Source organism: Phytoactinopolyspora endophytica, assembly GCF_004138495.1.
In the GTDB taxonomy this organism is placed as follows: domain Bacteria; phylum Actinomycetota; class Actinomycetes; order Jiangellales; family Jiangellaceae; genus Phytoactinopolyspora; species Phytoactinopolyspora endophytica.
In genome coordinates, this window is the sequence record NZ_ML142852.1 from 147,242 (window position 1) to 155,649 (window position 8,408).

At 69.0% G+C, this 8,408-nt stretch carries 7 protein-coding genes; 2 read left to right on the forward strand and 5 right to left on the reverse strand.

All coding sequences use genetic code 11. The annotated features are described in order from the left end of the window. Positions 1-310, reverse strand: a 310-nt coding sequence (locus ELR45_RS40620) for a TetR/AcrR family transcriptional regulator (RefSeq protein ID WP_240759356.1), incomplete at its 3' end; no start/stop codon positions are given. Positions 311-443: 133 nt separating this feature from the next. Here ELR45_RS40620 and ELR45_RS09030 point away from each other — a divergent pair. Next, positions 444-1,451: a LacI family DNA-binding transcriptional regulator gene (locus tag ELR45_RS09030; RefSeq protein WP_205856281.1), complete on the forward strand. Its 1,008-nt coding sequence runs from the start codon at positions 444-446 to the stop codon at positions 1,449-1,451. 29 nt (positions 1,452-1,480) lie between these two features. On the opposite strand, the gene ELR45_RS09035 is transcribed toward ELR45_RS09030, so the two are convergent. Next, on the reverse strand, positions 1,481-2,116 hold the full coding sequence (locus ELR45_RS09035) for a hypothetical protein (protein WP_129665282.1): 636 nt from the start codon (positions 2,114-2,116) through the stop codon (positions 1,481-1,483). A gap of 405 nt (positions 2,117-2,521) precedes the next feature. Between ELR45_RS09035 and ELR45_RS09040 the strand changes: the two genes are divergently transcribed. Then, entirely contained in the window at positions 2,522-5,416 is a 2,895-nt protein-coding gene (locus ELR45_RS09040; protein WP_165367624.1) for an AfsR/SARP family transcriptional regulator, read from the forward strand. Here the strand turns inward: ELR45_RS09040 and ELR45_RS09045 are convergent, their stop codons facing one another. From ELR45_RS09045 to ELR45_RS37295, 3 genes are all read right to left on the reverse strand, one after another. After that, a complete protein-coding gene (locus tag ELR45_RS09045) occupies positions 5,417-6,730 on the reverse strand; it encodes an ABC transporter ATP-binding protein (RefSeq protein WP_205856282.1) in 1,314 nt (437 codons plus the stop codon). Beyond that, complete coding sequence (locus ELR45_RS09050) at positions 6,714-7,736, reverse strand: ABC transporter ATP-binding protein (protein ID WP_129665286.1); 1,023 nt, start codon at positions 7,734-7,736, stop codon at positions 6,714-6,716. Before ELR45_RS09050 ends, ELR45_RS09045 begins: the two co-directional genes overlap by 17 nt. Further along, the coding region (locus ELR45_RS37295) for an ABC transporter permease (RefSeq protein ID WP_205856283.1) at positions 7,733-8,408 on the reverse strand (676 nt) is incomplete at its 5' end. The genes ELR45_RS09050 and ELR45_RS37295, both read right to left, overlap by 4 nt.

Here is an 8,408-nt window from a genome sequence, read left to right on the forward strand (position 1 = left end):
GAGCTGCGGCGTAGCGGCCGGGGTGTTCCCTGGCGTAGTCGCGATAGACGTTCGCGAGCGCGACCAGGGCATCCTTGCCGGCCCGGCCCGCCAGCGCTGCCGCAGCACGGTCGGCGAGCTCCTCGAGAGCGACCAACGCGATCCTGGTCCTGAGATCCTCGGAGTTCTTCACATGCGAGTACAGACTCGCGACCTTGACATCGAGCCGCCTGGCGAGCGCCGACGCCGTCACCTGGTCGAAGCCGACCTCGTCGGCCAGTTCCGCACCCGCCTGGGCCAGTCGTTGCGTGGTCAGCCCTACGCGCGCCATGTTCGCACCTCCCATTTTGCCCAGAACCCATAGTGCATTTACCTAAAACGTTTAGGCAAATTAGCCTGACTCTATGGGAGCGGACGAACGGGTAACAGAACGTTCCCAGCCGGCGCGAGCTTATGATCGAGCTGTGCCACAGGACCGGCAGGTCACCATCATCACCGTTGCGGAACGGGCCGGAGTGTCGAAAACGACAGCCTCCGATGCGCTACGCGGCTCCGGCCGCGTCTCCGAAGAGACCCGTCGCCTCGTCGTCGGTGTGGCCGAGGAGCTCGGCTACGTGCCCAACGATTCCGCCCGGCACCTGCGCCGCGCCAGGACCGGCGCCATCGGGCTGCACCTCCCCGAGGTCCTCCCTCGGTCGGACTACTACATGTCGTTCGTGTTCGGAGCCGTCCAGGCCGCGGCAGATCACGGCTACGACGTCACACTCCTGACCTCCGGCACCGGCGTCGCACCGAGCCGGTCGCCACGCGTCGACGGGCTCGTCCTCGGCGATCCTCTGGCCGACGATCCGGTGGTCGACAAGCTCATGGGCTCCGCGCTGCCCACCGTGACGTGCGAGCGCTACTCCGGCCCGGGAGAACCGGACGGCGTCGTCTGGTCGGACCACGGCGCCGCCCTGCAGACCCTGCTCGGCCACCTCTCCGACGCCGGCGCGCGCCGGCCCGCCCTCATCGTCCCCGGCGACGAGAGTGATTGGGCCGCCAGTGTGCACCGCGCATACCGCGAGTGGTGCGGACAACGCGGCGTCGCACTCATCACCCGCTCGGTGCCGTTCGATGCGAACGCCGACGCCACCAGCGCGGCGGCCCGGAGCTTGCTCACCGACGAACCCCAGCTCGACGCGCTGGTCGCCGCCCCTACCAGCGCCGCCGCCACACTACTGCCGGTGATCCGGGAGGCAGGACGTCGCGTCGGCGAAGATCTGCTGCTCGCTTCGTGTGTGGACGCACCGGCCCTGAGGTTCGCCGACCCGGCGATCACGGCCATCGACGTCCGGCCCCGTGAAGCGGGCGCGGCCTGTGCCGAACTGCTCTTCGAACTGCTGACGGGCTCCGCCGTCCCCGGCGTCGAGCGCATCCATCCGATCGAGCTGAATGTGCGCGAGTCCACCCAACGACGACGGGCCGCGTAGCCGTCGACAGACCGTCCTGGTCCCGACCATTACGGCTGCGGTAGCGGCATCGGATCGCTGCAGGCCAACTGCCGGTTTGGCGTGTAGTTCGTGAGCCGGCCGGGGCGAGAATCCTCATCAGGTACGGGGGCGGCCTGCACGCAGATCTCGGCCTGGCTCGCGCCGTCTTGGTACGGGTCCTCACCCACGACGTAGTGGTCGCCATCCGGCGGCAACTCGGCGACCAGGGGCAGCGGAACATAGACCGCACCCTCGATCTCCTCTCCGGGTTCGACGCGCGACGCTTCGAGCACGAACGGCACGGACAGGAGGACATCGCCCGGGACGTCGAAGACTTGCTTGGACAGACGGGCGGCACCCTCATCACCGCTACTGACCCAGACGGCCTCATCGATCTCCGGCATAGACGCGTCGGCAAGCTGGCCGTGCGCACGCTCGGTCGCGATGTACAGGGGATCGTCGCCATCGTTGCGCACCGTGTAGGTGCCAGCAAGGCCCTCGGACTCGGGCGGGTAATGCGGCTGCGGACCCCGGCCTATCGTCAGGTGCGCGGTGACACTCACCTCGTGCGGTGTCGGTGTGGGCCCCGGTGCGGGAGCATCGGCCTCGCACGCGACCGCCGCAAGGCCGAGCATGCTCAGCAGCAGAAACCGGCGAGTTGCCACCGTTGAAGTCTAAAGACACCCGCGCACGCCGACGACGGTCGGCTCGTGACATCCGGGAAGCTGTGCGCCGCCCGTTCCCCCTGAAACGGGCGGCGCAATGACCCATCCGGCCATCCGGATGCCAGCGGCCCAGAGGTCTATGACCTCTTCATCTCTGCGTGCCCGGGCCACCCCCGTCGGCCTCGGCCACGCAGCGCCATATGGTGTCCTGCTTCGGTCGACTGAAGCAGGCATCACATCGGACTTGCATCAGTAGAGCAGCGTCCACTTTCACGACGCTTTCACACGCCTTCGGTCAGGCGATAGGGTGCGATCGGCGACGTCGGGATGGGCCGTGGCGCCGGCTTCCGTATCGACCGTCCTGGCCCTGGTGCTCCCGCGACCCGAGGAGGAGGGGAAGCCACAGTGAGCAGTGCGCGTCTGGAGGTCTCGCTGCTCGGCACCGTCGAGGCCAGCCGCGACGGTGCGCCCACGCCGTTACCGCCAGGCCGGCCGACCGTCATCCTCGCCGCCCTGGCCTTGCGCGCCGGCCACGTCGTGCCGCTTGACGTGCTTGTGGACTACCTGTGGCCGGATGGCCGGCCGAAACGCCCCAAGGCCACCATCCAGACGCACGTCGCACGCCTCCGTGCGGCTCTGGACGAGAGCGTGATCCATGCCGTGGGCGACGGCTACTGCCTCGACGTACCGCCGGACGCGGTCGACATCTTGAGGTTCCGCGACATGGTCGCCACCGCGTCTCAGCTCGATGAGCCAGCCACGGAGCTGAAGCATCTGCAGGTGGCTCTGGCCCTGTGGCGCGGCGAACCGCTGTCCGGTCTCGCTCCGGACACGCTCCAACAGGAGTCCGCCCCGCTGCTTGTCGAGGAGCTGCTGGCGACGACCGAGCGAGTGAACGACCTGCGGCTACGGCTGGCGGAGCTCGATGATGAGTTCGTTCCGTCGCTGCGCCGCCTCGTCACCGGTCATCCGTGGCGGGAGAAACTGTGGGCGCAGCTGTTGCTGGCGCTGTACCGGCAGGGACGCCGTGGCGAAGCGCTGTCGGCTTATCACGAGCTCGTCACCGTGCTCAAGAACGATCTCGGCATCGAGCCCGGTCCCGAGGTGGCTGAGCTGCACGCGCGCATCCTTGCCTCGGATCAGGAACTACTCGCACGTCCCGAGCCCCGGCGCACGGCCGTCGTGCCTTTTCAGCTTCCCCGCCCGCCGGCCGACGTCGTCGGCCGGGATCAGGAGGTCGACCTGCTGACGTCGACACTCTCGGCCTCCCGGCCCTGGGCGCGCCTCTGCGTCGTCTCCGGCCCCGGCGGCTCCGGCAAGACGACGCTCGCGCTGCGGGCCGGCCACGCGGTGCGCGACGCTCATCCGGATGGCCAGCTCTTCGCCGAGCTGCGCGGGTCGAGTGCGCCGGTCAACCCTGCCGACGTGCTTGCCGATTTCCTCCGCGCGCTCGGGATCGACAGTGACGACATCCCACCGACGGCTCATGAGCGGTCGTCGCTGTTCCGATCCGTGTGCGCTGGGCGCAGGCTCCTGGTCGTGCTCGACGACGCTCATGACGCCGCCCAGATCATGCCGCTGCTACCGGGAGCGGACGGATGCAGCGTCCTTGTCACCAGCCGCCCCCGGCTGTCGGTGATCCCGGCTGACATCCAGATCGACCTGAGCATGCTCGACGATGGTGCCGCACACGAACTGTTGGCCTCGATCGCCGGGCACGCCCGTCTCGATGTCGAGCCCGACGCGGCCAACACGATCATCGATGCCTGTCAGGGATCGCCCCTTGCGCTCCGGATCGCGGGCGGCCGGCTCGCGGTCCGGCCGTCCTGGCCGGTCAACCATCTGGCCGAACGCCTCCGCGGCGAGAGCCGCCTGGACGAGCTGCAGATCGGCGACCTCAGCGTCCGTGCGGTGATCGACGCGTCGTTCCAGATACTCGACCAGATGACCGCCGACCGGTTCCAGCTGCTCGCGGCCGTTCCCGGCGCCACGGTGGACGTCGAGGCCGCCTCCGTTCTCTGGGAGACCGGCGGCGAGCTCGCGCGCGACTGCCTGGAGCAGCTCGTCGACATCCGGCTCCTCGATTCCCCGAGCCCGGGCGACTACCGCTGGCACGATCTGGTCGGCGACTACATGCGCGGCCTGCTCGGCCGGGACCGGGCGGATCACGCGCGCCGGCTGCTCGCGACGTACTACCTCCGCACGCTGTACAACACGTTGCCGGTGCTACGACCGGACGGTCCGCCTCCGCAGGACGAGCCGTGCTTCCCCGACGAGGTGGACGGCCGCTCCTTCCGTGACCGGGACGAGATCCATGCCTGGCTCCATCCACGCCGGCCCGTCCTGGTGGCGCTGGGCCGGCACGGGTTACGCAGTGGCGACCCGGCCGTCGTCGACGAAGCGGCCGCTCTCATGCTCGCGCTGAACCAGGCGGAGCACGAGTGCTGCCGGGATGCGCGCCCGGACCTGGTCCACAGGGTCCTGGACGCCCTCGACCGGATCGGCAGCCAGGAGCTCGTCGCCCGAGCCTGGTACAGCGTCGCGCTGTCGCTGGGGAACCAGAACCGGAGCCAGGAGGCCCTCGACGCCGCGACACATGCCCTGAAGGCGCGCCGCCGGCTCGGCGACCGCCGTGGGGAGATGACGACCTTGCATAACATGGCCGTCTACTACGCACTCGGCCACCGGTTCGAGGAGGCCGCCGAGCTCTTCGAACAGTGTGCCGCGGCGACAGACCTCCTCACGCCGAGGATTCAGACCCGGTCCCTACGCAACCTCGCCGATGTGCAGGTCAGCCTGGGCCGTTACGACGAGGCCCGGCGCAACCTGGAGGAGACCGCGAAGGCGGTCGACGACTGGGAGAGTGTCGACGCGTTCGAGCAGGTGTCCGCTCTGGCGCATCTGTACACGGAGACCGGCGACACGGCGCGCGCGATTGCGGAGCACGAACGCGCCATCGCTATCGCCATCGCCCTCGACTCAGCCGCCCTGCATGCAGCCGCCCTGGTCAACGCCGCACACGGCCGGCGCGTCACCGGTCAGAGCTGGCACGACGATGCCGCCGCGGCGCTGGAGCTGGCCCGTCAGACACAGATGGCCGACGTCGAAGCGGAGGCGCTGCAAGAGCTCGGCCACGACGCCATGCGGCTCGGGGACCGTCAAGGTGCGGAGAAATGCTGGCGGGAGGCGCTGGAGATCTTCACCTCGCTGCGTGCCGCCGAGGCCGACGGCGTCCGCACGCTCCTCGAGGATCTGCACTCCACACCCCTACCCCCTGATCTCCCCACCTCCGCTAAATGATCATGTAGGGCGGAGGTCGGGGTTGTGGAGGTGGCAGGCGACGTCGATGTCGTTGACGCTGCCGAGCGCGGGGTCGACGCCTTCGCGGAACCGCACGACGACCGTGCCGCCGTCCTGCTCGATGCCTTCGACGCCACGCCACAGCGGCTCGTCGGGGTCGTCCGCACGGGCTTCGGAGAGAAGCGACACCAGCTCGGATGCATGCCGGCCCGCTCTCAGCCGGACCAGCTCTTGGTTGGGATCGACCTCGTCGATCTCACCGACCAGCGGGCCCTCCTTCGCGTACGCGTCCTCTCCGAGCGCGAGCCACCGGCGTTCGAACATGGCCCGCAGGTCACGAGCTTCCCAGCCGCACGGCTCGAACGCGTACGGGCAGCGTGGGTGGAACGAGCAGCCGTGCGGCGGCGCTGCGGCATCGGGGATCTCGCCTCGCGGAAGGTCCCTCGGCACCCGTCGATCCGGATCGAGATCGGGCACCGCCCGCAGCAAGGCTTGTGTGTACGGGTGCTTGGGGTCGGCGAAGATCTCTTCGGTCGGCCCGATCTCGACGATCCGCCCCAGATACATGATCGCCACCCGGTCGCAGAAGAACTTCGCCGTAGCCAGGTCATGAGTGATGTACACGTATGTGAGGTCGAGGTCGGCCCGCAGGTCGAGCATGAGCTCCAGGATCTTGGCTCGCACGCTCATGTCGAGCATCGAGATGGGTTCGTCCGCCACAAGAAGCTCCGGGCCGCAGATGATGGCGCGGGCGATCACCGCCCGTTGCTTCTGCCCGCCCGACAGCTCCGCCGGCAGCTTGTCCAGGAACTGCTCAGCTGGACTCAGGCCTACCCGCTCGAGGGCCTCAGCCGCTCGGGATCGCCCCTCCGCCTTGCTGTTCACCAACCCATGGATGCGCAGCGGATGTGCGACGGCGGTGCTCACCTCCATCGACGGGTTCAGCGCCGCGTGCGGGTCCTGGAACACCATCTGCAGCTGCCGACGGAGCGGCCGCAGCTGCCGCTGAGCCAAGCTGGCCAGATCGTGGCTTCCGTAGCCGATATGACCCGACGTGGGACGGACCAGGCCGAGCAGCGCCCGGCCGAGCGTCGTCTTCCCGCTGCCCGACTCTCCGACCAGGCCAAGGACTTCGCCCCGTTCCAGGACGAGGTTCACCCCGTCCACCGCCTTCACCGTCTCACCCTCGCCGCCGACGAGCCGCGCCAGCGCACTGCCACGCAGCTCGTAGTGGACGTTCAGGTCCCGGATCTCCATCAACGGGGCACGGGCGGCGTCCTCAACGGACACCGAAGACTCAGGCTTCGTCGGCAACGGTGATCTCCTCCCGGGCCAGCGGTTCCGAACCACCCGCGGGCACCAGATCTGACGGTCCGTGCAGCCAGCACTCCACCGTCTGCGGGCCGACGGCGACCGGCTCCGGGAACCGTTCCGGGCACACCCGCATGGCGGACGGGCACCGTGGATGGAACCGGCAGCCGCTCGGCGGCTCCACCAGGTCGGGTGGTGCGCCCGGGATGTAGTGCAGTCCAGTCGTGGACAGCGAGATCGTCGACCGCAGCAGTTCCTTGGTATACGGATGCTGCGGCCGGGCGAACACGTCGGCCACCGGCCCTTGCTCGACGATGCGTCCCGCGTACATCACCGCCACCCGATCGCACGCCTCGGCGACGATGCCCAAGTTGTGCGTGATGAACAGCAGCGACGTGTCGAAGTTGCGGCGCAGGTCGGCGAGGATGCCGATGATCTGCGCCTCCACCAGGACGTCCAGCGCCGTGGTAGGTTCGTCGGCGACGACGAACGACGGCCGCAGCACCAGCGCCATCGCGATCATGATTCGCTGCCGCATCCCTCCGGAGAACTCGTGCGGGTAGGCGCGGTACCGGGTCGGCGGGATTCCCATGGCTCTGAGCACCTCGATGCTGCGGTGCTGGATCTCTCGCTTGGACAACCCGGGCTCGTGGGTGCGCAGCGTCTCCTCGAAATGCTGGGAGATCCGGAGCAGCGGGTTCAGCCGGGTCAGCGGCTCCTGGAAGATCAGCCCGAGATCGGGCCCACGCAGGCGCTGCACTTCGCGGGGTGTGGCCGTCACCAGGTTGCGTCCGTGGTAGTTCACCTCTCCGGCCAGCTTCGCCGCACGCGGCAGCAGGCCGAGGACGCCACGTCCCAGCGTCGACTTACCGCAACCGGACTCGCCGACCAGACCGAGTGTCTCCCCGGGGCGGAGATCGAACGAGACGCCGTCCACGGCTTGCACCGGCCCACGCTCGGTGCCGTACCAGACACGCAGGTCACGAACGGACAGGACCGGCTCGGTCACGAGTCACCACCTTCCCTCGGCGTGCGCCCCTGCGGCCCTCCGGCCGGGCCGTGACCGTCACCCTCGCCACCGCCCTCGTCATCGCCACCACTCTCGCCCTCAGCATCACCAGCACCCTCGCCGCCCTTGGCGTCGTCGCCGCGGCCCGCAGTCACGCTCGGGGACCGGGCGTCGTCCGCCGTGGCCGCAGAGGTCCGGCTGGTCAGCTCCGGCATGCTGATGGGCAACAGCCGGCGTATCCGGATGGCCGGGTTCATCGTCTCGTTGAGTCCTTCACCCATCAGGGTGAGACCCATGACGAGCAGGACGATGGCCAGGCCCGGGAACAATCCGGTCCACCAGATCCCGGCTCCGGTGTCGGCCACCGCTCGCTGCAGGTCATAGCCCCACTCCGCCGCCTCCGTGGGCTGGATGCCGTACCCGAGGAAACCCAGCCCGGCCAGCGTGAGGATCGCGTCCGCCGCGTTCAGCGTCGCGATCACCGGGACGCTCTGGATCACGTTGGTCAGCAGATACCGGAACATGATGGTGATCGGGCGGGCGCCCATCGCCCGGGCCGCCTCGACGTAGGTCTGCTCCTTCGCGCTCACCGTCGCCGCACGCACCACGCGGAAGTACTGCGGGACATAGACAGCCGTGATGGCCAGCGCGGCCGTCGCAGTCCCACCTCCG